Genomic DNA, 25,289 nt, shown 5'->3' on the forward strand with positions numbered 1-25,289 from the left:
TATGTGCTCGGATATTCATAGCCTGAGGCAATTATGTTACGCCGTCAAATATCACTTTTTATAGGTTTCGCGTGGCTTACGCATAACCTCGTCAATTTTGGGCTTATCGAGCGGGCCGCTGATGTGATAGCGCAGCACAGAAATTTTACTCCAGAGCGGCCCCAGAACCTTACTGGCCGCGAATACCGCGGCCCCGACGACCGGGTTAATCGCGAACGCGGTGGCGACACCAACGGAGGCGGAAATTTCCGGGGTAACTATGGCTTCCATATCAATCCGTCGCTTCACAAGATCCATATTGCCCTGCATGGCGATATCCGCCTCCAGCCCATCGACTGACAGGTTATCAGTACGGATGACGCCATCTTCAATCCAGGCGGTACCATTGATTGAATCGAAATAGAAACCCTGTTTAAAAGTATCACTGAAGTCGAAACGCAGTTTACGTAGCAGTGCATCAAAACTGAGCAGGCGCAAAATCTGCCCCGCCGCACCGGTATCCACATCCGTTATCTGACCTTTACCAAAGTGTGTTTTCAGTGTGCCGCTCAGCGTTTCCGCTGATGGCTGCCAGGGTGCAGCGCGCCAGTGCAGGTCATAGTTAATTTTGAAAGGTGCATCGCGTAATGGCGTATTTACGCCGAACCAGTTGGTTGCGTTATTGATGTTGCTGCCCTGCAAGGTGCCTTTCAGCGAGGTACGCTGGTCGTTGGGTCGGTTAACCCATTCGCCCTGAATATTCAGGCGCGAACTGCCTGTATCCACTAAACCATTAGTAAGTGCTAACGTACTTCCTTTAGGTTGCAGCCCGGCGGAAACGCGCCCGTATTTTTGTCCCATCAGCCAGCATTCTGCACACTGAAACTGCACCGCAGGCCACTTGCTAAAGTCAATCTGGTCGCTTTTTTGCCCCAGTGGCGAAGCCGCGGTATTTTTTCCGTCAGCGCCCTGCCAGTCGGGATTGTAATAAAGATAATCCAGAGCAACCTGCCACGCTGCTAACGGCGAGGTCGTAAGCTGGCCACGTAACTCTTTGGCATTAACCTTCACCTGGGTTTTACCGCCCATTTCCTGGGTGACGGTGGTATCCACGTCATGCCACTCTTGCCCTGCCAGACTGACAGCGGGGCTACGTAAGATAATATTGCCTGGCAACGTTGCCCCGCCCACCTTATGCTCACCCGACGGGCTGGCCGCTCCGCCTTCGCCCGCCATCAGGAGTGCCGCCCAGGCTTCGCCATCGAGCGCAGGCAAATTCAGCACCATGCCTGAACGATCCGGCAGCGCCGGTGTGGTTTTGGTGTCGTTAAGCCAGATGCCTCGCTCAACGCGCAGCGTGGGCTCCAGCAGCCAGCGGCTGTTAAACCGGTGCCGCTCGTCAACGCTGCCGCTCAGATCGAAATGCGTTAAGTCGCCGTTTGCATTAACGGTAACCGGCAGGCTCTCGCCAGCCTTTTTGTCGAGTGGCGGAGGTAAGCGACTACTTACTTCCTTACCGTCTCCTTTGAGTTGCACGGCATAATGTGCACCGCCCTTGTGAGGCAAGGTGACGTTTACCTCACCTTGCCACGGAAGATGACCGGCCAGTTGGCTGCTAATCTGTCGGGGTATGTCAGTGATTTTTGCCAGTTGCCAGTCCGCCTGTAATTTGACGTTCACGCCAAAATCGTCAGGATTCTCCTGCGTCGTGAAGCTGACATCGATCGGCTGTCCAAACCAGTTGGCCTGCAGCGTATCGCTTTCAAGATTGCCGTTGTTATAGCGGAACTGCCCCGTCAAATGGGTCATTGTGGTATTCAGGGGTTTGATATGCAGGCTGTTGTTATTCATCTGCACATCCCCGCTGGCGTGAACATCTTTGCCATTCAATGGAATATCCAGCTTGAGATGACCTTTGGTCAGGCCTTTGACCTGGAGCTGTTCCAGTGCCGCTCCCAGCGACGATTTGAGCGGCGTGTGCTGGAAGTACTCACCGATTTGCTGCCCGTCACCGCTGATATCGCCATTAATAATCAGCTTTTCCTTCAGGTAATCCGGGATGACGGCGCTGACATTGCGGGCATCGACTTCACCCAGTTTCGCCAGTGGCGCATTCATCCACAGGCCGTCATTCAGGAAGTTAAGATCGATATCAAGATTGCTGAGATCGGGCCAGCCCGGCTGGAACGCATAGGTTGCCTGGCGTAACGGCACCCAAACCTGGAACATCCCGTCGTTGTGCTGGAAGGGAAAAAGCGCTGGATTACCGTTAAACAGCAGCGTGGCATTACTGACCTTGCCGCCTTTAATCGCACCGCTTAAATAGTGCGTCAGCGAGTGGCCCATTATCGGTGTCGGAAAATAGCGCCACGCATCACCAGCGTTCGTGACGTTAATGCCGGCCAGAATATTCAGTTGCGGTTGCGCATCACTGTTTTGCTGATAGCGGAAATCGCCGTGCGCCCAAAGGGAACGGGCCTGAATGTCAAGGTCGTGACCCGCCAGCGTCAGACCCTGCTTATCCTGCGTCCAGTTAAGGTTGCCGGTGATCTGTTTGATCTCCAGCGGTGCCTGGAACATATCACCATAAGGCACCGTAGCCTGCCCCATTGCAATTGCGGCTTGCCCATCATTGAGGCTGCCTGTCGCCTCACCATTAAGATGGCTGATGCCGGGAACCAGCTTCCAGTACTGCCAGCTAAAATCGCGCCACTTTACCTGAAAGCGGGTCTGCTCGGGTTGTGCTAAGGGAATATCTAACGCAAGCCCATCAATCGTGCCCCGCGGCCGCAATGCACGCCAGTTATCAAACAGCGCAGGTGAGAGAGGCGCAAAAAGCGGCACCAGCGGCGCGATGCGATCTAATGCTAACTGCGTCGCACGAACGCGGACTTCGGCCTCGCTGTTGCTGCCCAGCATCTGCTCGTCCTGCGGTTGCCAGAACAGCGAAAAATGACCAGCAGGCCACGCATTGCCGTCTGTGCTGAGTTTGGTTTGCGGCACCGTTACCACCCAGCCATTTTTATAACGCGAAAGGTGCGCCGTCAGACCATCAACGTTGAGAGTATGGGGGCCACTCTCGCCCTGCCAGCTTGCGCCGCCTTGACTTAACAGCAGGTCGCCAGCGTAGATATCACCATCACGCAGAGTGACCCAGGCGGCCAGGCTAAACCGGGCGCTGTCCAGACGGGTGTTATCCCGCACCCAGCGGCCCAGCCAGGGGCGCATATCCACGTCATCAGCCTGCATCCAGATGCGACCGTCGTTGAGTAAGCCTTCGTTATCGTTCAGGTCGAGACGGACCTGCACAACACCGTGCTGTCCGGTAAAACTCGACAGGCTGACCTCACCTTCTGCGCGATGTCGCGTATGTTCGTTCAGCCAGGTGAGTTTAGGGATAGCCAGTTCAGCATGCTGACCGGATGGCGTGATAAAGCCAATCGTGCTGTCGCGCAGATCGAAGTGATCGAACTGGCGTAAAAACAGATCGTTGATCTGGGTGAGCCTGAAGCTGTGCTTCTCGTTGTCACTGGTCAGGAGAGGCTGAGTGCTGTTAAAGTGCAACTGCCAGAATGTCAGATCGCGGAACTGCCAGCGCCAGTGGAGCAATGACTGCCAGACGTCCAGCGCAACGGTTATACGCGCGATCGAGAGCGTTCCCGTTTGTTTCATGTCCACGCTCAGGTCACGGATTTGCAGCGTGGGCCCAAAATTTTCCCACTTGCCCTTCAGCTGGCTGGCGTTAACATTGGCACCGCTAACGTCAGAAACAAACTCTAAGACCTGACTACGATAGTTATCGAGGTGCGGCATCGCCAGACGCAGCGCACTGACCAGCAGCGCCACAATCACAATGACTGTCGCGAGCAGCAGTAACATCACTCTTGGCAACTGCCTAACTCACACCTCTCCTTGTCTACCGTTAACGACGGATGGTTGCTGCTCATACCCGGCGTCTTATGACATAAGCGGTATGGGGCCACATTTTACCCTAAAATGTGCGGCCAGACATCGTGAGCCTGACCGGCCAGCACTACATCATGACCACATCGAACTGTTCCTGAGTATAGAGCGCTTCAACATGCACCTTTACCTGCTTGCCGACAAACAGCTCTACTTCCGCCAGCGCATGGGACTCATCCGTTTTCAATGCTTCGCCCACCGTCGGCGACACGTAGACCAGGAAACGGTCAGAATCATAAGCATGATGAACACGAACAATTTCACGCATAATTTCGTAGCACACCGTTTCGACGGTCTTCAGTGTGCCGCGCCCTTTACACACCGGGCAATCCTCACACAGCACGTGTTCGATACTTTCGCGCGTACGCTTGCGCGTCATTTCCACCAGCCCTAAGGCGGAAAACCCGCTGATGCCCGTCTTCACTCTGTCTTTACTGAGCGCGGTTTCCAGCGAATGCAGCACGCGACGGCGATGATCTTCATTACTCATATCAATGAAGTCGATAATGATGATGCCGCCAAGGTTACGTAGCCTCAGTTGGCGGGCGATCGCCTGTGTCGCTTCCACATTGGTGTTAAAAATAGTTTCATCAAGGTTTCGGTGTCCGACAAAGGCACCGGTGTTGATGTCGATTGTCGTCATCGCTTCAGTTTGGTCGATGATGAGGTATCCGCCAGATTTCAGTTCAACTTTACGTTCCAGTGAACGCTGAATCTCGTTCTCAACATCAAACAGATCAAAGATGGGCTGTTTGCCATTGTAAAGCTCGAGCTTGCTGGACATCTCCGGGATGTATTCGCTGGTGAATTCCTTAAGGAGATCGCAGGTCAGGCGCGAATCGACACGAATGCGATCCAGCGCTGCGCCCGCAAAATCGCGCAGAATACGCTGCGCCAGCGCCAGCTCACCATAGAGTAAACAACGGGTTTGATTGCGCTTTTTCCGCTCGCTGACTTTGGTCCAGAGCCGTTTCAGAAACGCAGCATCCTGCGCCAGCTCTTCTTCGCCAATGCCTTCCGCGGCGGTGCGGATGATGAAACCGCCCAGGTCGTCACAGTAGTCGGCCACGACGGCTTTAAGCCGTTCACGCTCTTTTTCACTGGCAATGCGTTGTGAAACGCCAACGTGTGAAGCGCCGGGCATAAACACCAGGTAGCGCGAGGGCAACGTGATATCTGTGGTCAGCCGCGCGCCTTTAGTGCCAAGGGGATCTTTCACCACCTGCACCACGAGATCCTGTCCCTGACGCACCAGCTCCGCGATATCACGTACCACGAAATTTTTCTTTTCATCGCCCGCAACGCATTCTGTATGCGGCATGATGTCGGACGCATGCAGGAAGGCCGCTTTATCAAGCCCGATATCCACAAATGCCGCCTGCATGCCAGGCAAAACCCGGCTGACGCGCCCTTTGTAAATATTACCGACGATGCCCCGCCGGGCTTCGCGCTCAATGTGAATTTCCTGCAGGATACCGCCATCAATGTAGGCGACGCGCGTTTCAGCAGGCGTAACGTTAACCAGTAGTTCTGCCGTCATGTTAACCCCTTACGGCACGCAGTGACTGGAACTGGTCGATCAGTTCCGCGGTCTCAACCAACGGTAATCCGACGACTGCGTGATAACTTCCATTGATTTTACGAACAAAGTTTCCGCCCTTTCCCTGAATACCGTAAGCGCCTGCTTTATCCATAGGTTCACCTGTGGCGATGTACTCATTGATGTCGTGTGCGGTTAAGTTACGAAACGTCACCTCGGTGACCACCAGACAGTCCAGCACCTGCTGACGATCGGCCAGCGCGATAGCCGTCATGACCTGATGCGTTTTTCCCGAGAGTTTACTGAGCATTGCGCTGGCATGGTCGGCATCGTGGGGCTTTTCCAGCACCTCGCCATTGAGCACCACGATGGTGTCGGCACCCAGCACCGGTAAGTCTTGCCGGGCAAGCGTGACGCCGGCTTTAGCTTTGTCATGCGCCAGGCGTCGAACATAGCCCTCCGCCGTTTCACCGGGCTGACGTTGCTCTTCAACATCAGTGACAAGACGCTCGAAGGTGATGCCAAGCTGGCTCAGCAGTTCACGTCGGCGGGGAGACGCGGAGGCCAGATACAGGGTTACCATAAATTTCCTTATTGAACAGCGAACTGACGGCGGATCTTTCTCATCAATAAGAATAGCCACGGCCAGAGAATCCCGTCGACAACACTGCTCCAGAAAATTTCAGGGCGGAATGAGACGTTGATCACCAGAAACTCTGCCCAGAAGACGATCACATCCATTGCTAATGACAGCACCATAACCATTAACGCCTGCTGCCACAATGCTAAGTTACGGAATAACTGGAATTTAAACGCAACCAGATAGGCAATAATGCTGAGTGCCAGTGCGCGAACGCCCAACGTCGAACCAGCGATTAAATCCATAATCGCCCCCAGCAGAAAACCGCTGCCCACATTCACGCGATGCGGCAGCGCCAGCACCCAATACACCAGAATCAACAATAGCCACGATGGCCGGAACATATAGATCTGTTCCGGCCATGGCATGATTTGCAGAATAAACGCCATCAGAAAGGACAGCCAGATCACCCATCGTCCCTGGCTGCGATATCGACTCAATTCTGGCCTCCGCGTGAGCGGGAAGCGGCATCCTGCGAACGACTTTCGCTGCTGCCCGAAGCGGGTGTGGTAGTCTGTGTGGTGGGCGCAGGCGGCCCCATTTCGCCGGCAGGCGGCAGCACCTGCGGCATCATTTGCATCAGGCGCTCGTTCGCGACCCGATGCACTTCATCAGGCGCCATAGGCATATCACCATTATGATCGGCTCCCCAAAGCAGCAGCAGATAGCGCAGACGTTGCAGACCCGCAGTAGGATGTGCCTGAATCACGGTATAAGCGCGTTGCGTATCCACTTTTACCGAGGACACGACACCGACAGGATAGCCTTCAGGGAAGCGGCCACCTAAGCCTGAGGTGACTAACACATCGCCCACGCGAATATCGGTATTGCCTGGCAGATGTTCCAGTTGTAAATCTTCCGTACAGCCATTGCCCGCCGCAATGACACGAATATCATTACGCAGTACCTGTATAGGCAGCGCATGTGATGCATCACAAATGAGCAGAACGCGACTGGTAAACTGACCGACAGCGATGACCTGGCCCACAACCCCTTTATCACTGATGACCGGCTGACCTTCATACACGCCATTGGCGCTGCCTTTATCAATCACGACCTGATCGGTATAGGGATCGGTACCGGTGGAGATCACCTGGGTCACCATCTTATGCTCGTCCTGACGCAGAGGTGAACCCAGCAATTCGCGCAGGCGTGCATTCTCCTGCTTGTATTGCCCCAGCATGAGCAGGTCGCTGTTTTTCAGAAACAGCTCCCGACGTAACGCTTTATTTTCCAGCTCAAGCTGCTGGCGTGAAGCCAGCGTATCTGACACGCCATCCAGAAGTTGACGCGGGCCGTTGGCCAGGAAGTAAAACGGACTGACCGATGTGTCCAGATAGTTGCGTATTTGCGTAAATGAACTCACGCGACTATCTGCGATGATGATGGCAATCGCCACAATCACCGCCAGAAAGAGACGCAATTGCAGAGAAGGGCCTCTGCTAAAAATCGGCTTCATATAATCTGCGTGTTCCTCGACTACAAGGTAAGAAAGTACGGACGTACCGCACTTTCCTGGGCTGGACACATCATACCGATGCACGCAGCGCCGGTTTACACGCTACTCCCTGCGCACTGTTACGACGGTCTCAGCCGGTTGAGGCCATTATTCTTCGCTGAATAAATCGCCGCCATGCATGTCGATCATTTCCAGGGCTTTACCGCCGCCGCGCGCAACGCAGGTCAGCGGATCTTCCGCGACGACAACAGGAATGCCTGTTTCTTCCATCAGCAGACGATCCAGATTTCTCAGCAGCGCACCACCGCCCGTCAGGACCATGCCACGCTCGGAAATGTCAGAGGCGAGTTCTGGCGGACACTGTTCCAGCGCGACCATCACTGCACTCACAATTCCGGTGAGCGGCTCTTGCAGGGCTTCAAGGATTTCATTTGAGTTAAGGGTAAAGCCGCGTGGCACACCTTCTGCCAGGTTACGACCACGCACTTCGATCTCACGCACTTCGTCACCCGGGTAAGCAGAACCGATCTCATGCTTGATACGTTCCGCTGTGGCTTCACCAATCAGTGAACCGTAATTACGGCGCACATAATTAATGATGGCTTCATCGAAGCGGTCACCACCGATACGCACGGAAGAAGAGTAAACCACGCCGTTCAAAGAAATGACGGCAACTTCAGTGGTACCGCCACCAATATCGACTACCATTGACCCGGTCGCTTCAGAAACCGGTAAGCCAGCGCCAATGGCGGCCGCCATAGGTTCTTCAATCAGGAACACTTCACGTGCACCCGCCCCCTGGGCAGATTCGCGGATTGCGCGGCGCTCAACCTGCGTGGCACCGACAGGCACACATACCAGCACGCGCGGACTTGGGCGCATAAAGCTGTTGCTGTGAACCTGCTTAATGAAGTGCTGCAGCATTTTCTCGGTCACGAAGAAGTCGGCGATAACGCCATCTTTCATAGGACGAATAGCTGCAATATTGCCCGGTGTACGGCCTAGCATCTGTTTGGCGTCATGACCAACGGCCGCTACACTTTTAGGTGAGCCGGCACGATCCTGGCGAATAGCCACTACGGAAGGCTCGTTCAGCACGATGCCTTGTCCTTTTACATAAATCAGGGTGTTCGCGGTACCCAGGTCAATGGACAAGTCATTGGAAAACATGCCACGAAATTTTTTAAACATACTAAGGGATAATCCTGCAAGCTGGAGGCGGAAAATAAAATCCGCTTACTTTACCAACCACACGAAGCTGCCACAAGGCGCAAAAACGTTCTGCTTCGGTGAAAAATTAGGCGACATTCGCATTAAATCATTTACAGCTGTTTCGCACACGAGCGGAACAGCGATATCACGCTATCAGAGCAGCTTGTTAAAGAATTTTCTTAACTTTACTCCGACATAAAATCTAACATTTCAGGCGCTCTATTCTGCCTGTTTGTTGTCCTGTATTCACTAAAAGCTGGCGTAAAACCGGCGAATTCAGGCAAACGATTAAATCTGGTAACGTTGCGAGTACTTTTTCACATTACTGTTGACCGGCTGAGAAGGTGAAAACAGGTCGCCCTGCCCGCCTTCAACGCCTAATTCGACCAGAGTTTGCCACTCCGCTTTTGTGCGAACGCCTGCCGCATAAAGCCGGGTACCGGTCGGCTTGCAGACGTCCAGCAGGCTCCGCACAAACAGCTGATTTTCAGTACGGCGCTCAATGTTGCGCACCAGGCCGGCATCCAGCTTGATTAACGCCACCGGCAGTTGCCTGATATAGGCGCTACTGACTACCGTCAGTCCTGCCTGACTGATGGCAATCCGGCAGCCAAATGCCTGGAGCGAATGCAACACCGGAATCAAACGGCTGATGTGTTGACAAACATCCCCTTCCGCAAGTTCAAATAAAAATCGTTTTCGCTGGCTTTTTGGGCAGGCCAGCAACATTCGCTGCAACCAGACGACAAAGGGGCGCTTTAACAGAGAGTCGATACTGACCGGGATAACCAGTGTTTCTTCAGGCCACAGCTCTGACAAAGCGGCAATGCGCAACACCATCTGCCTGTCCCAGCTCTCTACCATGCCAAGCTGCTGCACCAGTGGCATGTATTCAGCCGACAGCACTTCTTTATCACCATCAAAGATGCGGCTGAGTATGACACGATGACGAACCTTGCCCTCACGGTCCACGGCAGGTTTCTGATAGAGCCGCGGCCCACCGCGACTGAGTGTATTTTCCAGCAAAGTGCGCCAGCGAACACTGCCGCGCCCGGCATCCTGCGGATTGCCCGCGCCGTTTGACCAGTTATTGCCACCGGACAGCGTTGCCCGTCGCGTCGCCATCTCCACATTTTCCATTACCTGCGGCACCGTCTGGCCACTGTGCCAGGCGCTGATACCAATGTGAATAAAGTCGTCACGGTTCACCATGCGCATAGGGGGTAACGCATCAACGGCATTAATTAACTGGTCAGCGATGCTGTTGGCCTCTTTCAGGCTGCGGTGCGGCAGCAATACCGCAAAATCACTGCGAAAATAACGTGCAAGAAGCGCGCCGGGATAACGCATGACAAAAGTGGACAGCATATTGACGACGTTAAACAGGTACTCTTCAACCAGCACCGGTCCAAGCGAGTGATCGTGCGTGTCGAGCTCAGGAAAGCGGATCATCATGACCACGCCGTGTGTCCCGACATCCTCCTGGTCCTCCAGTAAGGTGGCCAACTGATTATCGAAGAAAAGCCGGTTATTCAGCCCGGTTCGGCCATCCTGCGCAGCAAAGGTACGAATTAACGTATCAATGCGAACGCGCTGCTCGCCGGCTTCCTGTAAATCTGACAGAAGCTGATCGATCGCCCGACTGGCTTTGGGCGGCCACTCATCACGCTGCTTTTGGCGGAAGAAGGTACGCTCGCCAGCAAGAATCGATGCCGAACGACTTTCCAGGTGTTCCATCCCGCGCCATTGACGCACCAGCCAGCGATGGATGATGGACAGCATCACCGCCATAATCAGTACAACCAGCACGAGGGCGACAAGGGTATAAGTCGCAGGAATCGAGCGTAGCCAGGTTTGTGCAGGATCGAGAATCGTCAACTGGAGCCGCATTCCCGGTTGGTGCATTAGCGCAATGTCAAAATGGATATAGCGGTTTTTTTCGTGCTCAAGCATCTGATTTTCATGACGGGACAGCGTAAAAACAGGTTGGCGACCGTTATAGAGAGAAAGTTGCTCCGCGTTAATAACAGGCAACATCGGGGCCAGCCAGGCCTTGAGCGCATCGGGAGGTTGGCTCAGCAAGACGTTATCAACTTCGGTCGCCAGCACCTGTACGCGACTTTCGACGCGCTGATGCGTGAGCCAGAAAACACTAAAAGCACAACCCACCAGCATTAAAACCATTGCCAGTACGCTAATGAGTGTAATAAATGCAGAAAGTTTGGTCGTTAATCGCATCCCTGTGCCTGTTTCACTTCGGTTGTCGCCGGATCACGCTGGCGCTGCACGGCAGCCGGAAGAAATTTGAGCAAAATAACACAAATGTCGTCTGGCAACAGTGGCGTTGTGCGTGAAGGCGAAGTATACCGCTGAGAAGATCTCACAGCGCCTGATTCTACATTTTTCAGTGGATTCCCATTTGAGAGCGAAGCCAGGAAATTTCACATTTTTGCAGCGAAATTCGCCAGCATAAGTAATAGTCATCATGCTGGTTGAGACTATCGCGCCTGGAGAAAAACGATGAAGCCGACTAAAAGCCTGACCGAAGCAGATGTAACGCCAGAAAGCATCTTTAATATGAACCGTCGTCGGGTGCTTCAGACGCTGGGGCTGGGTGCCGCGGCCATGGGCCTTCCCGGCATGGCGAATGCTGATATCCTGAGCTGGTTCAAAGGCAACGACCGCCCTGCTGCCCCCGCAGGCCGTCCGCTTGACTTTACCAAACCCGCCCAGTACCAGGCTAACCTGCCCTTAACGCCCGCCGATAAAGTTTCCGGATACAACAATTTCTACGAATTCGGTCTGGATAAAGCCGATCCTGCGGCGAACGCCGGTACCCTAAAAACCGATCCCTGGAAACTGACGATTGAGGGCGAAGTGGCTAAGCCCGTGACGCTGGACATGGATGATATTTTTAAGCGCTTCGCGATGGAGCAACGAATCTATCGCATGCGCTGTGTTGAAGCCTGGTCGATGGTCGTTCCCTGGATCGGATTTGAACTAAATAAACTGCTGAAGCTGGCAGAACCCACCAGCAAAGCCCGCTTCGTCGCCTTCCAGACGCTGTACGCGCCCGATCAGATGCCAGGGCAAAAAGACCGGTTTATTGGCGGCGGGCTCAATTACCCTTATGTAGAAGGTTTGCGTCTGGATGAAGCGATGCATCCGCTTACGATTCTGACAACGGGCGTATACGGTAAAGCGCTGCCGCCGCAGAATGGTGCGCCGATTCGCCTGACGGTTCCGTGGAAATATGGCTTTAAGGGCATCAAGTCCATTGTGAAAATTACGCTCACTCACGATCAACCGCCAACGACATGGAATCAGATTGCCGACAATGAGTATGGTTTCTATGCCAACGTGAATCCCCATGTGAACCATCCACGCTGGTCACAGGCGACCGAACGTTTTATTGGGCCGGGCAGTAGCTTTAATGTGGATCGTCAGCCTACGTTACTCTTCAACGGTTATGCCGATCAGGTTGCCTCGCTCTATCGCGGCATGGATTTGCGGGAGAATTATTGAGTGCGCCTGACAATAAAGCAGATCGGCTGGCTTAAAGTCCTGTTGCATCTGGCTGCGTTCCTGCCGTTGGTTTATTTGATCATGGCCGCGATGCACGGTGGACTGAGCGCCGACCCGGCAAAGGATATCCAGCATTTTACCGGCCGAATGGCATTGAAACTGCTGCTGGCTACGTTGCTGGTGTCGCCCTTAACGCGCCTGATAAAACAACCCCTGCTCATTCGGACCCGACGCCTGCTGGGGATCTGGACATTTTTCTGGGCCAGTTTGCATTTGACCAGCTACTACCTGTTGGAGCTGGGAATAAATAACATCGGCCTGCTGGGCAGTGAGCTGATTTCCCGGCCCTATCTGACGCTGGGGATCCTCTCCTGGTTTATCTTGTTGGCGCTGGCCGTCACGTCTTTCCAGCGCATGCAGCGTAAACTCGGCAAACGGTGGCAAACATTGCATAACCTGATCTATCTGGTCGCGATCCTGGCACCTGTCCATTATCTCTGGTCAGTCAAAATCCTTTCGCCGCAACCCATTATTTATGCGCTTTTAGCTCTGGTCCTGTTAGCCTGGCGCTACAAAAAGTTCATTAAGTGGTGGCCGCGTTAACCGCTCTTTTCCCCGCTATCGTCTGCAAAAATGCGGTCTCCTGACCGCATCCGATCAACTTCGCAGATAAGACCAGTATTTTGCTGCGAAATGCCACGAAACGGATATAATGGCCGGCTTTATTGCGATTTGACGCTTCTTTTTCACCGTGACGGGTGACAAATGGAAAGCGGCAAGGTATTTTACGCGATGCCTCAATGATTGCGGGAGATGGCAGCAAGATGGCCGATAAATTACATATTCTGCTTTTGAACGGTCCCAACCTTAATCTGTTGGGAACGCGCGAGCCTGAAAAATACGGGGACGTCACGCTGGATCAGATCGTTTCTCGTCTGGTGCAGCAGGCAGACCAGTTGAATGTAGCGTTAAGCCATTTGCAGTCCAATGCTGAATATCAGCTCATTGATCGCATTCATGAGGCAAAAGGCAACGTGGATTATATCATCATCAATCCTGCCGCGTTTACGCACACCAGCGTCGCACTTCGTGATGCGCTGTTAGCAGTGGACATTCCCTTTATCGAAGTTCATTTGTCAAATGTGCACAGCCGCGAGCCCTTCCGCCAACATTCCTATTTTTCTGATGTCTCTGCGGGCGTTATTTGTGGGCTTGGCGCCGATGGCTACTCGTGGGCATTACAAACGGCAGTAAAGCGCCTGTCTCATACTAATTAATCAAACTGAGTACGGAACCCCATTCATGGATATTCGTAAAATTAAAAAACTTATCGAACTGGTTGAAGAATCTGGCATTTCTGAGCTGGAGATTTCCGAAGGTGAAGAGTCTGTTCGTATCAGTCGTGCACCTGCAAACACTGGTTATCCGATGATGCAGCAGGCTTATGCTGCGCCTGTTGCTCAGCAACCGGCGCTGGCGAGCGCCGTGGCACCTGTTGCCGCTGTCGCAGAAGCTGCACCAGCAGAAATCAGTGGTCACATCGTACGTTCACCGATGGTCGGTACCTTCTACCGCACACCAAGCCCGGATGCGAAAGCGTTTGTGGAAGTGGGCCAGAAAGTCAATGCCGGTGACACGCTGTGCATCGTTGAAGCCATGAAAATGATGAACCAGATCGAAGCCGACAAATCTGGCGTTGTTAAAGCCATTCTGGTCGAAAGTGGTCAACCGGTAGAATTTGACGAGCCACTTGTTGTCATCGAATAACGGGGCGAACCATGCTGGATAAAATTGTTATTGCTAACCGCGGTGAGATTGCACTGCGCATTCTGCGTGCCTGTAAAGAACTGGGCATTAAGACTGTCGCTGTTCACTCAAGCGCGGACCGTGACCTGAAACACGTGCTGCTGGCAGACGAAACGGTTTGCATCGGCCCGGCACAGTCGGTCAAAAGTTATCTCAACATCCCGGCGTTGATCTCTGCTGCAGAAATCACCGGCGCGGTGGCGATTCACCCTGGCTACGGCTTCCTGTCTGAGAACGCGGATTTTGCTGAGCAGGTTGAGCGCTCTGGCTTTATCTTTGTGGGTCCAAAAGCTGACACCATCCGCCTGATGGGCGATAAAGTGTCGGCCATCACGGCGATGAAGAAAGCTGGCGTGCCGACCGTACCTGGCTCCGATGGCTCACTGACCGATGACATGGAAAAAAACCGTGCCTTCGCCAAGCGCATCGGCTATCCGGTCATTATTAAAGCCTCCGGCGGCGGCGGCGGTCGTGGTATGCGCGTTGTGCGCAGTGACAAAGATCTGGAACAATCCATCAACATGACGAAAGCGGAAGCCAAAGCGGCTTTCAACAACGACATGGTGTACATGGAGAAGTATCTGGAAAATCCACGCCACATCGAAATCCAGGTTCTGGCTGATGGCCAGGGCAACGCCATCTATCTGGGCGAGCGTGACTGTTCTATGCAGCGCCGCCACCAGAAAGTCGTGGAAGAAGCGCCAGCACCGGGCATTACGCCAGAGCTGCGTTCATTCATCGGTGAGCGTTGTACTAAAGCCTGTATCGATATCGGCTATCGCGGCGCAGGGACGTTTGAGTTCCTGTACGAGAATGGCGAGTTCTATTTCATTGAAATGAACACCCGTATTCAGGTTGAACATCCGGTCACCGAAATGATCACCGGCGTCGACCTGATTAAAGAGCAGCTGCGTATTGCTGCTGGCCAGCCGCTGTCAATCAAGCAAGAAGATGTGATTATTCGCGGTCATGCGGTTGAATGCCGTATCAACGCCGAGGATCCGGTCACCTTCCTGCCAAGCCCTGGTAAGATTACCCGTTTCCATGCACCGGGTGGTTTTGGTGTGCGTTGGGAATCCCATATTTATGCGGGTTACAGCGTGCCGCCGTATTATGATTCCATGATCGGAAAGCTCATCACCTACGGTGAAACCCGTGATATCGCCATTGCCCGTATGAAAAACGCGCTGGCGGAGCTGATTATCGACGGCATCAAAACCAACATCGAACTGCAGATGAAAATCATGTCCGATGAAAACTTCCAGCACGGTGGTACCAATATCCACTATCTGGAGAAAAAACTCGGCCTGCACGAGAAGTAATCGCAATGCTGAGTTAGTCTGAGGCCGGATATTCCGGCCTTTTTCTTTTCCCGCTGGCGTTAAGGTCACATCATGGACGCGCGTTTTTTACAGGCTCACAAAGAGGCTCGCTGGTCGCTCTGTCTCACGCTGGCCTGGCTGGCTGTCTGGGGCATTTCCGCCTGGTCGGGCGGCGATGCGGTTGGCATAACCGGTTTGCCACGCTGGTTTGAGCTCTCCTGCATTTTTGCGCCTCTGCTGTTCATTTTTCTGTGCTGGCTAATGGTCCGTACACGCTTCCGTGAGATGTCTCTTGAGGAGGAAGATGAACACTGAAATCATCCTGCCACTGTTGGCTTATCTGGTCGTTATTGCCGGTCTGTCCGTCTTTGCGATGCGTAAACAGCGCAAAGGAAATTTCCTGACCGAGTATTTTCTGGGTAGCCGTTCGATGGGCGGATTTGTGCTGGCTATGACCATCACCACCACCTATATCAGCGCCAGCTCCTTTATCGGTGGCCCAGGCGCAGCGTATAAATATGGTCTGGGCTGGGTGCTGCTGGCCATGGTTCAGGTTCCTGCTGTCTGGCTTTCACTGGGTGTACTGGGGAAGAAATTTGCCATTCTGGCGCGTAAGCATAATGCGGTCACGCTTAACGATATGCTCTATGCGCGCTATGGCAGCACACTATTGGTGGTCCTGGCCAGCCTGAGTTTACTCGTTGCCTTTGTGGGCGCGATGGCCGTGCAGTTTATCGGTGGCGCACGCCTGCTGGAAACCGCAGCCGGTATCCCCTACGACACGGGATTACTGATCTTCGGTGGGACTATCGCGCTTTATACGGCATTTGGCGGCTTCCGGGCCAGCGTGCTTAACGATGCCATGCAGGGCATTGTAATGCTGATTGGCACCTTTTTGCTGCTGTTTGCGATTATTCACCATGCCGGAGGGATCCATACTGCTGTAGAAAAACTGCATGCGATTGATCCCAAACTGCTGTCTCCTGAGGGGCCGGGCGATATCATTACGCCGACGTTCCTGAGCTCGTTTATTGTTCTGGTCTGTTTTGGCGTTATCGGTCTGCCCCATACCGCTGTCCGCTGTATTTCCTACAAGGACAGTAAAGCCGTTCACCGGGCGATTGTTCTCGGCACCATCGTGGTCGTGGTACTGATGCTGGGAATGCATCTGGCAGGCGCGCTGGGCCGCGCCATATTGCCCGATCTGACCGTGCCGGATCGGGTTATCCCGACGCTGATGATTACCGTCCTGCCGCCGCTGGCCGCTGGGCTGTTTTTAGCGGCGCCGATGGCGGCGATCATGTCGACCATCAATGCGCAGCTGTTGCAGGCTTCCGCTACGCTGGTAAAAGATCTGTATTTACGCCTCGCACCTCAGCAACTGGACAATGAGCCACGACTGCGGATGTTATCGGGCACGGTGACATTTGCCCTGGGTGTCGTTTTGCTGTTCGTGGCCTGGCATCCGCCCGACATGATTATCTGGCTTAACCTGCTGGCGTTTGGTGGGCTGGAGGCAGTATTCCTGTGGCCGCTGGTTCTGGGGTTATATTGGGAACGCGCCAATGCCGCAGGCGCGCTCAGCGGGATGGTGGTGGGCGGAGGCTGTTATGCCATTCTGGCAACCCTGGGCCTGCAACTGTGGGGATTTCATCCCATCGTGCCTTCCTTATTGTTAAGTCTGCTGGCGTTCCTGGTCGGCAATCTGTTTGGGCGTTTACCCGCCGTGGTTAACGCACCACAACACTGAATTAAGAGAGATGTTATGCCGTGGATTCAAATCAAAATTAACAGTTCTGGCGCCAACGCAGAGGCGCTGAGCGATGCACTGATGGAAACCGGTGCCGTGTCAGTAACCTTTCAGGATACCCATGACACGCCCGTTTACGAACCTCTGCCCGGGGAAACCCGTTTATGGGGCGATACCGATGTTATCGGGTTGTTCGATGCCGAAAGCGACATGGAAGGCGTCATTGCCGAACTTTCACAGCATCCACTGCTGGGAGAGAATTTTCGCCACAAGATCGAGCAGATCGAAGACAAAGACTGGGAACGCGAGTGGATGGAGAATTTCCATCCTATGCGCTTTGGCGAACGCTTGTGGATCTGCCCGAGCTGGCGCGATGTGCCCGATCCGAATGCCGTCAATGTCATGCTGGATCCCGGGCTGGCTTTCGGAACCGGCACACATCCCACCACATCGCTCTGTCTGACGTGGCTCGACGGTCTGGATCTGAACGGTAAAACGGTGATCGATTTTGGCTGCGGCTCTGGGATCCTGGCGATCGCCGCCTTAAAGCTGGGTGCAGCGCAGGCCATTGGGATTGATATCGATCCTCAGGCGATTCAGGCCAGCCGCGACAATGCCGAGCGCAATGGGGTGGCGGACCGTCTGTCTCTTTATCTGCCGCATCAGCAACCGGAAAACCTGCAGGCTGATGTGGTGGTGGCAAACATTCTTGCCGGACCGCTGCGTGAGTTAGCGCCGCTTATCCGCGTGCTGCCTAAACCAGGCGGGCATCTGGGATTATCAGGCGTGCTGGAAAGCCAGGCCGAGAGTGTCTGTGAAGCTTATGCCATGCACTTTGCGCTGGACCCTGTCGCCGTTAAGGAAGAATGGTGCCGGATTACGGGTGTAAAAAACGCTTAGCGTCGTAAACGATGCGAGCGTCAGACTCAGCCCTGCGAACGTCGCAGGGCTGTATACCTTCTCCTCATACAGATGAAAGCGAACCTGCCTGGTCGTCGCTGCCTTTCACGCTCAATCGCTATGCTTTTGTCAACCGTCTGTACGGCGTGTTGTGTCGTTAATCACGGTATGTGACGTTTTTTATCTGGCGAATGCCGAATCTTCGTCGGAAAAACCTTTGTTCACAAAATAAACATAACTGGATAACGCCATGATTTTTAATGTCATTTATCCATAACACCCTCGTCAGAGCAGACTAAAAGCAGTTTTCTTGCGAATTGTTCAAAGTTTGGCCTTTCATCTTAAGAAAAAAATGCGTAATATACGCCGCCTTGCAGACACAGTATGGCATTACGACTTCATGCGCATTGGAAACCTCCAGCTGAGAAATCGACTGATTGCGGCACCGATGGCCGGTATTACAGACAGGCCTTTCAGAACGCTTTGTCATGAGATGGGTGCAGGAATGGCGGTTTCTGAGATGTTGTCATCCAATCCCGAAGTGTGGGCCAGTGACAAATCTCGTTTACGCATGGTGCACAGTGATGAACCCGGCATTCGTGCCGTCCAGATTGCAGGCTGTGATCCCAGTGAGATGGCTCAGGCTGCACGTATTAATGTCGACGCTGGTGCACAGGTGATTGATATTAATATGGGTTGCCCAGCCAAAAAGGTGAACCGCAAAATGGCGGGGTCGGCCTTACTGCAATATCCTGCCGTGGTCGAGTCTATTCTCTCTGCCGTGGTAAATGCGGTTGATGTACCGGTCACATTGAAAATCCGTACCGGTTGGGATCCAGAAAACAGAAACTGTGTCGCGATTGCCCAATTGGCTGAGCGTTGTGGCATTCAGGCTTTGACGATACATGGCCGCACTCGTGCCTGCCTGTTCAACGGAGACGCTGAATACGACAGCATTCGGACAGTTAAGCAGAGTGTCTCTATTCCGATTATCGCGAACGGAGACATAACTGACCCGCATAAAGCCAGAGCAGTGCTCGACTACACCGGAGCCGACGCTTTGATGATAGGACGTGCTGCTCAGGGAAGACCGTGGATCTTCCGGGAAATCCAGCATTATCTGGACACTGGGGAGCTGCTTGCCCCGCTGCCACTGGCAGAGGTCAAGCGTTTGCTTGTTTCGCATATACGTGAGCTGCACGACTTTTACGGTCCAGGCAAGGGATACCGTATAGCGCGGAAGCACGTGTCCTGGTATCTCCAGGAACATGCCCCAAATGACCAGTTTCGGCGCACATTCAACGCCATTGAGGATGCCAGCGAACAGCTGGAGGCGTTGGAGGCATACTTCGAAAATCTTGCGTAACGAAATAAAGAGCTGAAAGAACTATGTTCGAACAACGCGTAAATTCTGACGTACTGACCGTTTCTACCGTTAACTCACAGGATCAGGTAACTCAAAAACCTTTGCGTGATTCGGTTAAACAGGCACTGAAGAACTATTTTGCTCAACTGAATGGTCAGGATGTGAGTGACCTGTATGAGCTGGTTTTGGCTGAAGTCGAGCAGCCTCTGTTGGACATGGTGATGCAGTATACCCGTGGCAACCAGACCCGTGCTGCCCTGATGATGGGTATCAACCGCGGTACGCTGCGTAAGAAACTGAAAAAATACGGCATGAACTGATTCAGGTTCACACCGTTAATCTCGCCAGCCTTCGGGCTGGCGTTTTTATTTGTGCGCTACTACGCAAATTTTTTTAAAAACGCTGAAACGGTTGCATCACATATGGTAACTGTAGTTGCAGTCGCCAGCGTGACTTTAACAGACTTACCTTTCACATTTTCTCCTCTTCGCGGCCTTTGTCTTTTGTACCACCATGCCCTTCAGCCCAGCCCTGTCGGCCTTTTGTGAGCACGGCTACCTTTTTAAGCAATCTCATGTCTGCTTACATGAGCCACATGCAAACAGGCTCACACTGTTGCTAAATAGTGAAACAAATTGCACTAAATGTGATCTACCCGACTCGAAATGCATCCTTTTGGTGCGCCATATTATTGCAGCCTTCCGGATAATTCAGATTATTACCCGATATTTCAGGTGAATTCAGAATTCTGCAAACCTGGCACTGGCTTTGCAAAGTCGTGGATGGCTGATCGCCACAGACAGGAAACGCACACCAAAGTGCGCACTACATAACAACACAACACGACATGCCACACAGGATGCTTTATGAAAAAGATGATGCTCTCTACTCTGGTTGCTGCGGCTTCGCTGCTCGCCGTTGCTCAGCAAGCCCACGCAGGCGCCACGCTGGATGCGATTAAAAAGAAAGGATTCGTTCAATGTGGTATCAGCGATGGCCTGCCAGGTTTCTCTTATGCAGACGCCAGCGGTAAATTTACCGGTCTTGATGTGGATATCTGTCGTGCCGCGGCAGCAGCCGTATTTGGTGATGCAACAAAAGTAAAATATACCCCGCTGACCGCAAAAGAGCGCTTCACTGCATTACAGTCTGGCGAAGTGGACGTGCTTTCTCGTAACACTACCTGGACCTCATCACGTGATGGCGGCATGGGCTTCATGTTTACCGGTGTTAACTACTATGACGGCATTGGTTTCCTGACCCACAAAAAAGCGGGCCTGAAAAGTGCGAAAGAGCTGGATGGTGCCACCGTCTGTATTCAGGCCGGTACTGACACTGAACTGAACGTTGCGGATTATTTCAAAGCGAACAAGATGCAGTACACCCCGGTGACATTTGACCGCTCCGACGAATCGGCAAAAGCACTGGATAGCGGCCGTTGCGATACGCTGGCTTCCGATCAGTCACAACTTTATGCACTGCGTATCAAATTAGGTAAACCAGACGACTTTATCGTTCTGCCGGAAGTCATCTCTAAAGAACCGTTGGGTCCTGTTGTTCGTCGTGGTGATGATGACTGGTTCACCATCGTGAAATGGTCACTGTTTGCCATGCTGAACGCCGAAGAAATGGGCATCACCTCTAAAAACGTGGATGAGAAAGCCGCGAAGCCAGCGACGCCCGATATGGCCCACCTGTTAGGTGCCGAGGGTGACTATGGCAAAGATCTGAAGCTCGATAACAAATGGGCGTACAACATCATCAAGCAGGTCGGTAACTATCAGGAAAGTTTTGATCGCAACGTCGGTAAAGACAGCCCGCTGAAAATCGCTCGTGGCCAGAATGCGCTCTGGAACCAGGGTGGTATTCAGTACGCACCACCGGTTCGTTAAGTCTACCTCCCCGTCGGGCACCGTTTTCTGCGGTGCCCCAGCAAGGCTTTCGTTATTGAGGTTTCAACATGTCACAACGCCCAACCGTGAAAAGGGATTTTTCGTTCGGTAATCCCACGGTTCGCGCCTGGCTTTACCAGATCGTGGCGATCGTTATCGTACTGTCTGTGGTGGGTTATCTCGTCCACAACACCGTCATCAATCTCGCTAATCGCGGTATCACTTCCGGGTTTGGTTTTTTAGAACGTAATGCGGGTTTCGGCATCGTTCAGCATCTTATTGATTATTCCGAAGGGGATACCTACGCGCGGGTATTTCTGGTTGGCCTGACAAATACCCTGCTGGTTTCCGCACTTTGTATTGTATTTGCTTCCATACTGGGCTTCTTTATTGGTCTGGCGCGTCTCTCAGAGAACTGGTTATTACGTAAAATCGCGAATATCTACATTGAAATCTTCCGCAATATCCCGCCGTTATTGCAGATTTTCTTTTGGTATTTCGCGGTGTTGCGTAACCTGCCCGGCCCGCGTCAGGCGCTGAATGCCTTTGATCTCGCCTTCGTGAGTAATCGTGGCCTGTATATTCCCTGGCCGACCTATGCGCCTGGTACCTGGCCTTTCGTTATCGCTCTAGCACTGGCTGTGGTGGCGAGCTACGGTTTATACCGTTTTAACCGACAGCATCAGCTTAAAACCGGTCAGTTACGTCGCTCCTGGCCCGCAGCTGTTGCGATGCTGATCCTGTTCCCGCTGGTTGCGCATGCAGTTTTTGGTGCCGCCATGCACTGGGATATCCCGGAGTTGCGTGGGTTTAACTTCCGGGGCGGCTTCGTCATGATACCTGAGCTGGCAGCGCTCACGCTGGCCCTGTCGATCTATACGTCATCTTTCATTGCCGAGGTGATTCGCTCAGGTATTCAGGCTGTGCCTTACGGACAGCATGAAGCGGCGCGTTCACTGGGGTTACCGAATCCAGTCACGCTGCGTCAGGTCATCATTCCTCAGGCCATGCGAGTGATTATTCCGCCCCTGACCAGCCAGTATCTCAATATCGTCAAAAACTCCTCTCTGGCTGCCGCGATAGGTTACCCGGACATGGTGTCGCTGTTTGCCGGTACGGTGCTGAATCAGACCGGTCAGGCTATTGAAACCATTGCGATTACGATGAGCGTCTACCTGATTATCAGCCTGCTGATTTCACTGTTGATGAATCTTTATAACCGCAAAATCGCGCTGGTTGAGCGTTAAGAACACGGGATGACTATGTCTGTCACTGCACATGAAACGACGCCCGTAGCCTCCTCGCCGCTGAGCCGGGGCTGGCTATGGGCCCGCAAAAACCTGTTTTCAGGATGGTTTAACACCTTACTGACGTTGTTATGTATCTGGCTGATCTGGCACCTGATCCCCCCGGCGCTGAACTGGCTGATCTTTGATGCCAACTGGTTTGGCACTACGCGCGCAGACTGCACAAAAGAAGGCGCATGCTGGGTCTTCATTCATGCCCGTTTTGGTCAGTTTATGTATGGGCTCTATCCTCATGAGCTGCGCTGGCGCATTAATCTTGCGCTGGTGATTGGCTTAGTGTCGATTGTGCCCATGCTCCTGAAACGGTTGCCCTTTCGTGGACGCTATATCGCCGTCTGGGCGGTATGCTATCCGCTGATCGTCTGGTTTTTACTGTACGGTGGGTTTTTGGGACTGGATCGCGTGGAAACGCGCCAGTGGGGCGGCTTAACGCTGACCCTGATCATCGCCTCGGTGGGCATTGCGGGCGCCTTACCTTTAGGCATTTTGCTGGCGTTAGGGCGCCGCTCTAAAATGCCTGTTGTCCGTACGCTGTCTGTCATCTTTATTGAGTTCTGGCGTGGCGTTCCGCTGATCACCGTGCTGTTCATGTCATCGGTCATGCTGCCGCTGTTTATGGCAGAGGGAACCACTATCGACAAACTGGTACGTGCCTTAGTCGGCGTGATTCTGTTCCAGTCGGCGTATGTGGCCGAGGTAGTTCGCGGTGGGCTGCAGGCATTACCAAAAGGACAGTATGAAGCCGCTGAATCCCTTGCCCTGGGATACTGGAAGACCCAGATGCTGGTGATCCTCCCTCAGGCGTTAAAACTCACCATTCCAGGCCTGGTGAATACCATTATTGCGTTATTCAAAGATACCAGCCTGGTTATCATCATCGGTTTGTTCGATCTGTTTAGCAGCGTTCAACAGGCTACGGTCGATCCGGCCTGGCTGGGCATGTCGACAGAGGGCTATGTCTTTGCGGCGCTGGTCTACTGGATTTTCTGTTTTAGCATGTCACGTTACAGCCAGTATCTGGAAAAACGTTTTCACACCGGGCGTAAATCGCACTGAGGTTTCTATGACACAAATAATAACTGATTCAACCAATGCGATGATTTCGCTTGAAAATGTGAACAAATGGTACGGCCAGTTTCATGTGCTGAAAGACATTAATCTGCAGGTGAAACCGCGCGAACGTATCGTGTTATGCGGTCCGTCAGGGTCTGGAAAGTCGACGACGATTCGTTGTATCAACCATCTGGAGGAACATCAGAAGGGGCGTATTGTGGTCGATGGTATTCATCTGAATGATGACGTACGGAATATTGAGCGCGTTCGTACTGAAGTCGGTATGGTCTTTCAGCACTTTAATCTTTTTCCTCACCTTACGGTTTTGCAGAACTGTACGCTAGCGCCGATGTGGGTGCGTAAGATTGCCAAAAAAGAAGCGGAGGAGCTTGCGATGCACTATCTGCAGCGCGTACGCATTGCTGAACACGCGCATAAGTTTCCTGGTCAGCTTTCAGGCGGCCAACAGCAGCGTGTCGCGATTGCGCGTTCATTGTGCATGAAACCTAAAATTATGCTGTTTGATGAGCCCACCTCTGCCCTGGATCCGGAAATGGTGAAAGAGGTGCTGGATACCATGATTGGGCTTGCAGAAGATGGCATGACGATGCTGTGTGTCACGCATGAGATGGGCTTTGCACGTACCGTTGCCGATCGGGTGATCTTTATGGATCGCGGCGAGATCGTGGAGGTTGCGCCACCGCAGGAGTTTTTTGCAAATCCGAAGTCAGAACGTACCCGCGCTTTCCTGTCCCAGGTTATTCACTGACCGCTCTCGTTTCTGACCGTACCTCCGTCTCTGACAGAGGTACGGTTCTGACCTTTCCTGTCCGGATGATGCACCACGTTGTAAATCCACCGTCATCCTTTATAAAACTCCGCTTTTTAGCAACTGACGATACGTTGTCGTCGACGGTGCATGCCTGAATCGTGCTGTATCCAGCAAAGGTGAGCTGGCCCAGCCAGTGCTCGTCTGTGCATTGATCGGATATGGGTGATTCAGGCAGGTTTACTGACGGCTTATAGGGTGATCCACAGGTCTTTCCGCTTTACCCCTGATACGCATCTGCCTGAGCTGGCCCGTGATGCACTTTATGTGGACGAGCCTGCTGGCGACAGGTAGAAATCGACGTTGCGGAAGTCAGCCAGCCCACCAATGAGGCGAGTTTCACGACTTTGGTGCCGGCGGTAGCGCGGCTTCCGCTGAGGTGATCGGCTCGTCCCTTTCGGTTTCAGGCGAATAACCGACGTAAAAAAGCCCCGTACTTTCGTACGGGGCTTCTCTACTTTATTGATGCCTGGCAGTTCCCTACTCTCGCATGGGGAGACCCCACACTACCATCGGCGCTACGGCGTTTCACTTCTGAGTTCGGCATGGGGTCAGGTGGGACCACCGCGCTACAGCCGCCAGGCAAATTCTTTATTCGCCGAACTCTAGCCATATATAACTGGTGCTGATACCCAGAGTCGAACTGGGGACCTCACCCTTACCAAGGGTGCGCTCTACCAACTGAGCCATATCAGCACGCAACAGGTATTCCCGGCATTATTATGCTGATGCTCGGGTCGTTCAAT

General features: G+C 53.1%; 21 protein-coding genes, 1 tRNA gene and 1 rRNA gene. 14 read left to right on the forward strand and 9 right to left on the reverse strand.

Annotation, left to right across the window (positions count from 1 at the left end; all coding sequences use genetic code 11):
• Positions 1-51: 51 nt before the first annotated feature.
• The 7 genes from yhdP to csrD all read right to left on the reverse strand — a co-directional run bounded on the left by yhdP (position 52) and on the right by csrD (position 11,031).
• The gene (gene yhdP / locus RAC65_RS17490; protein ID WP_375096952.1) at positions 52-3,870 is read right to left on the reverse strand and encodes an AsmA2 domain-containing protein YhdP; all 3,819 of its coding nucleotides are present in this window, start codon (positions 3,868-3,870) and stop codon (positions 52-54) included.
• A 142-nt stretch (positions 3,871-4,012) separates the two neighbouring features.
• Positions 4,013-5,482, reverse strand: coding sequence for a ribonuclease G (gene rng, locus RAC65_RS17495; RefSeq protein WP_033740062.1), 1,470 nt, complete (start codon positions 5,480-5,482; stop codon positions 4,013-4,015).
• Between the two features lies 1 nt (position 5,483).
• Positions 5,484-6,065: a nucleoside triphosphate pyrophosphatase gene (locus RAC65_RS17500; protein WP_058702694.1), complete on the reverse strand. Its 582-nt coding sequence runs from the start codon at positions 6,063-6,065 to the stop codon at positions 5,484-5,486.
• Positions 6,066-6,073: 8 nt separating this feature from the next.
• Positions 6,074-6,562 carry a rod shape-determining protein MreD gene (mreD, locus tag RAC65_RS17505; RefSeq protein ID WP_006120976.1) on the reverse strand — a complete coding sequence of 163 codons (489 nt, stop codon included), beginning with the start codon at positions 6,560-6,562 and terminating at the stop codon, positions 6,074-6,076.
• A complete protein-coding gene (gene mreC, locus RAC65_RS17510; protein WP_006120977.1) occupies positions 6,559-7,581 on the reverse strand; it encodes a rod shape-determining protein MreC in 1,023 nt (340 codons plus the stop codon). Before mreC ends, mreD begins: the two co-directional genes overlap by 4 nt.
• Before the next feature lie 147 nt (positions 7,582-7,728).
• A complete protein-coding gene (gene mreB / locus RAC65_RS17515) occupies positions 7,729-8,772 on the reverse strand; it encodes a rod shape-determining protein MreB (protein WP_003855260.1) in 1,044 nt (347 codons plus the stop codon).
• A 309-nt stretch (positions 8,773-9,081) separates the two neighbouring features.
• Positions 9,082-11,031: an RNase E specificity factor CsrD gene (csrD, locus tag RAC65_RS17520; protein WP_110268752.1), complete on the reverse strand. Its 1,950-nt coding sequence runs from the start codon at positions 11,029-11,031 to the stop codon at positions 9,082-9,084.
• 282 nt (positions 11,032-11,313) lie between these two features.
• Here csrD and msrP point away from each other — a divergent pair, with 282 nt between their 5' ends.
• The 14 genes from msrP to RAC65_RS17590 all read left to right on the forward strand — a co-directional run bounded on the left by msrP (position 11,314) and on the right by RAC65_RS17590 (position 24,483).
• The gene (msrP, locus tag RAC65_RS17525) at positions 11,314-12,318 is read left to right on the forward strand and encodes a protein-methionine-sulfoxide reductase catalytic subunit MsrP (RefSeq protein WP_006120979.1); all 1,005 of its coding nucleotides are present in this window, start codon (positions 11,314-11,316) and stop codon (positions 12,316-12,318) included.
• Positions 12,319-12,921 (forward strand): protein-methionine-sulfoxide reductase heme-binding subunit MsrQ, encoded by a 603-nt coding sequence (msrQ, locus tag RAC65_RS17530; RefSeq protein ID WP_006120980.1) that lies wholly within the window; start codon positions 12,319-12,321, stop codon positions 12,919-12,921.
• Between the two features lie 221 nt (positions 12,922-13,142).
• Positions 13,143-13,595 (forward strand): type II 3-dehydroquinate dehydratase, encoded by a 453-nt coding sequence (gene aroQ / locus RAC65_RS17535; RefSeq protein WP_033740114.1) that lies wholly within the window; start codon positions 13,143-13,145, stop codon positions 13,593-13,595.
• Between the two features lie 25 nt (positions 13,596-13,620).
• Entirely contained in the window at positions 13,621-14,085 is a 465-nt protein-coding gene (accB, locus tag RAC65_RS17540) for an acetyl-CoA carboxylase biotin carboxyl carrier protein (RefSeq protein ID WP_033740068.1), read from the forward strand.
• Positions 14,086-14,096: 11 nt separating this feature from the next.
• Positions 14,097-15,446 carry an acetyl-CoA carboxylase biotin carboxylase subunit gene (gene accC, locus RAC65_RS17545; protein WP_039341728.1) on the forward strand — a complete coding sequence of 450 codons (1,350 nt, stop codon included), beginning with the start codon at positions 14,097-14,099 and terminating at the stop codon, positions 15,444-15,446.
• 72 nt (positions 15,447-15,518) lie between these two features.
• Entirely contained in the window at positions 15,519-15,761 is a 243-nt protein-coding gene (locus tag RAC65_RS17550) for a YhdT family protein (protein WP_033740072.1), read from the forward strand.
• Entirely contained in the window at positions 15,751-17,196 is a 1,446-nt protein-coding gene (gene panF, locus RAC65_RS17555; RefSeq protein ID WP_033740073.1) for a sodium/pantothenate symporter, read from the forward strand. Before RAC65_RS17550 ends, panF begins: the two co-directional genes overlap by 11 nt.
• 15 nt (positions 17,197-17,211) lie before the next feature.
• The gene (prmA, locus tag RAC65_RS17560) at positions 17,212-18,096 is read left to right on the forward strand and encodes a 50S ribosomal protein L11 methyltransferase (protein WP_033740074.1); all 885 of its coding nucleotides are present in this window, start codon (positions 17,212-17,214) and stop codon (positions 18,094-18,096) included.
• A 400-nt stretch (positions 18,097-18,496) separates the two neighbouring features.
• Positions 18,497-19,462: a tRNA dihydrouridine synthase DusB gene (gene dusB, locus RAC65_RS17565; RefSeq protein ID WP_033740115.1), complete on the forward strand. Its 966-nt coding sequence runs from the start codon at positions 18,497-18,499 to the stop codon at positions 19,460-19,462.
• 23 nt (positions 19,463-19,485) lie between these two features.
• Positions 19,486-19,782, forward strand: coding sequence for a DNA-binding transcriptional regulator Fis (gene fis / locus RAC65_RS17570; protein ID WP_003855228.1), 297 nt, complete (start codon positions 19,486-19,488; stop codon positions 19,780-19,782).
• Between the two features lie 546 nt (positions 19,783-20,328).
• A complete protein-coding gene (locus RAC65_RS17575; RefSeq protein ID WP_033740076.1) occupies positions 20,329-21,354 on the forward strand; it encodes an amino acid ABC transporter substrate-binding protein in 1,026 nt (341 codons plus the stop codon).
• Between the two features lie 68 nt (positions 21,355-21,422).
• Entirely contained in the window at positions 21,423-22,601 is a 1,179-nt protein-coding gene (locus RAC65_RS17580) for an amino acid ABC transporter permease (RefSeq protein ID WP_033740078.1), read from the forward strand.
• A gap of 15 nt (positions 22,602-22,616) precedes the next feature.
• Positions 22,617-23,717 carry an amino acid ABC transporter permease gene (locus RAC65_RS17585; RefSeq protein WP_369974391.1) on the forward strand — a complete coding sequence of 367 codons (1,101 nt, stop codon included), beginning with the start codon at positions 22,617-22,619 and terminating at the stop codon, positions 23,715-23,717.
• Positions 23,718-23,724: 7 nt separating this feature from the next.
• Complete coding sequence (locus tag RAC65_RS17590) at positions 23,725-24,483, forward strand: amino acid ABC transporter ATP-binding protein (RefSeq protein ID WP_033740081.1); 759 nt, start codon at positions 23,725-23,727, stop codon at positions 24,481-24,483.
• A gap of 527 nt (positions 24,484-25,010) precedes the next feature.
• Here RAC65_RS17590 and rrf read toward each other — a convergent pair.
• Positions 25,011-25,126, reverse strand: a 5S ribosomal RNA gene (gene rrf / locus RAC65_RS17595).
• Between the two features lie 37 nt (positions 25,127-25,163).
• Positions 25,164-25,239: transfer RNA gene (locus tag RAC65_RS17600), tRNA-Thr, on the reverse strand.
• Positions 25,240-25,289: the final 50 nt, after the last annotated feature.

The organism is Pantoea sp. BS_8, from assembly GCF_041954965.1.
In the GTDB taxonomy this organism is placed as follows: domain Bacteria; phylum Pseudomonadota; class Gammaproteobacteria; order Enterobacterales; family Enterobacteriaceae; genus Pantoea; species Pantoea stewartii.

Excerpts from the sequence above, each read along its gene's own strand:
- rng (WP_033740062.1), bottom strand. The coding sequence starts at position 5,482 with ATGACGGCAGAACTACTGGTTAACGTTACGCCTGCTGAAACGCGCGTC.
- RAC65_RS17500 (WP_058702694.1), bottom strand. The coding sequence starts at position 6,065 with ATGGTAACCCTGTATCTGGCCTCCGCGTCTCCCCGCCGACGTGAACTG.
- mreC (WP_006120977.1), bottom strand. The coding sequence starts at position 7,581 with ATGAAGCCGATTTTTAGCAGAGGCCCTTCTCTGCAATTGCGTCTCTTT.
- mreB (WP_003855260.1), bottom strand. The coding sequence starts at position 8,772 with ATGTTTAAAAAATTTCGTGGCATGTTTTCCAATGACTTGTCCATTGAC.
- csrD (WP_110268752.1), bottom strand. The coding sequence starts at position 11,031 with ATGCGATTAACGACCAAACTTTCTGCATTTATTACACTCATTAGCGTA.
- msrP (WP_006120979.1), top strand. The coding sequence starts at position 11,314 with ATGAAGCCGACTAAAAGCCTGACCGAAGCAGATGTAACGCCAGAAAGC.
- aroQ (WP_033740114.1), top strand. The coding sequence starts at position 13,143 with ATGGCCGATAAATTACATATTCTGCTTTTGAACGGTCCCAACCTTAAT.
- accB (WP_033740068.1), top strand. The coding sequence starts at position 13,621 with ATGGATATTCGTAAAATTAAAAAACTTATCGAACTGGTTGAAGAATCT.
- accC (WP_039341728.1), top strand. The coding sequence starts at position 14,097 with ATGCTGGATAAAATTGTTATTGCTAACCGCGGTGAGATTGCACTGCGC.
- RAC65_RS17550 (WP_033740072.1), top strand. The coding sequence starts at position 15,519 with ATGGACGCGCGTTTTTTACAGGCTCACAAAGAGGCTCGCTGGTCGCTC.
- panF (WP_033740073.1), top strand. The coding sequence starts at position 15,751 with ATGAACACTGAAATCATCCTGCCACTGTTGGCTTATCTGGTCGTTATT.
- prmA (WP_033740074.1), top strand. The coding sequence starts at position 17,212 with ATGCCGTGGATTCAAATCAAAATTAACAGTTCTGGCGCCAACGCAGAG.
- dusB (WP_033740115.1), top strand. The coding sequence starts at position 18,497 with ATGCGCATTGGAAACCTCCAGCTGAGAAATCGACTGATTGCGGCACCG.
- fis (WP_003855228.1), top strand. The coding sequence starts at position 19,486 with ATGTTCGAACAACGCGTAAATTCTGACGTACTGACCGTTTCTACCGTT.
- RAC65_RS17575 (WP_033740076.1), top strand. The coding sequence starts at position 20,329 with ATGAAAAAGATGATGCTCTCTACTCTGGTTGCTGCGGCTTCGCTGCTC.
- RAC65_RS17580 (WP_033740078.1), top strand. The coding sequence starts at position 21,423 with ATGTCACAACGCCCAACCGTGAAAAGGGATTTTTCGTTCGGTAATCCC.
- RAC65_RS17585 (WP_369974391.1), top strand. The coding sequence starts at position 22,617 with ATGTCTGTCACTGCACATGAAACGACGCCCGTAGCCTCCTCGCCGCTG.
- RAC65_RS17590 (WP_033740081.1), top strand. The coding sequence starts at position 23,725 with ATGACACAAATAATAACTGATTCAACCAATGCGATGATTTCGCTTGAA.